General features: G+C 68.6%; 1 protein-coding gene. It reads right to left on the reverse strand.

Annotated elements, in window-relative coordinates; all coding sequences use genetic code 11:
• Window positions 1-84: 84 nt before the first annotated feature.
• On the reverse strand, window positions 85-1215 hold a 1131-nt coding region (locus VQ044_RS25225; RefSeq protein ID WP_327650402.1), incomplete at its 5' end, for a methyl-accepting chemotaxis protein.

The raw sequence follows: 1215 nt of genomic DNA on the forward strand, positions 1-1215 counted from the left end.
ACGAAAAAAGGGCGGCCCGGTTTGACCGGACCGCCCTGATTGGCATGGGGAAGGTTGGTTCGTTCAGCCGTGTTCGCGGCCTTGTCAGAACTCTTCCCAGGTATCGGTCTCGTTGGCGGCGACCGGCTGCGGCTTGCGGGCGGTGTTGCCGACGACCGCCAGTTGCGGCGCATGGGCCGCCGGACGGGCACCGGGCTTGCCCTTGCCGGAGGCCGGCTTGGCGGCGCCGAGCTCGAAGCGGTCGACCAGCCGGACCAGCTCGCTGGTCTCCTGGGTCAGCCGGTGCGAGGCAGCGGTCGATTCCTCCACCATCGCGGCGTTCTGCTGGGTCACCTGATCCATCTGGTGAACCGCCGTGTTGACCTCGGCCAGACCCGTCGCCTGCTCCTGGGCCGACGACGAGATCTCCCGCACGATGGTGTTGATCTCGCCGACCTGGTCGGCGATGTCCTTCAGCGCCTGGCCGGTCCGGGCAACCAGATCGACGCCCTCGCCAACCTGCGCGGTCGAGGTCGAGATCAGCGTCTTGATCTCCTTGGCCGCGTCGGCCGAGCGTTGCGCCAGTCCGCGCACTTCCTGGGCGACGACAGCAAAGCCGCGGCCCGCCTCGCCGGCCCGCGCCGCCTCGACCCCGGCGTTCAGCGCCAGAAGGTTGGTCTGGAAAGCGATCTCGTCGATCACCCCGATGATATTGCCGATCTGCTTGGACGAGGCCTCGATGCCATTCATCGCCGCAACCGCGTTGCCGACCACGACGCCGGATTCCTCGGCCCCCGACTTGGCCTTGGCGACCACGTCGCGGGCATGGTTGGCGCCCTCGGCGGTGCGCTTGACGGTCGCGGTGATCTCGTTCAGCGCCGCCGCCGTCTCCTCCAGGCTTGCCGCCTGCTGCTCGGTGCGCCGGGCCAGATCGTCCGAGGCCTGGCTGATCTCGCCGGTACCCGAGCGGATCGAGCCCGTCGTGCCGGCGATTGTCGACATGGTCTCGCTGAGCTCGTCCATCGCCGCGTTGAAGTCGTCCTTCAGCTTCACATAGGCGGCCGGGAAACTCTGTTCGATGCGATAGGTCAGATCGCCGTCCGACAGCTTGGCAAGGCCCGAGCCGATCTCGCCGACCACCAGCTCCTGCTCCTGCGCCGTCATCTGCTGGCGCTCGCCGTTCTGGCGCCGCTCGGCCTCGGCCTCTTCGCGCCGCGTCACCGCCTCGGCCTCGAC

The organism is Aurantimonas sp. C2-5-R2, assembly GCF_036549495.1.
Classification (GTDB): domain Bacteria; phylum Pseudomonadota; class Alphaproteobacteria; order Rhizobiales; family Rhizobiaceae; genus Aurantimonas; species Aurantimonas coralicida_A.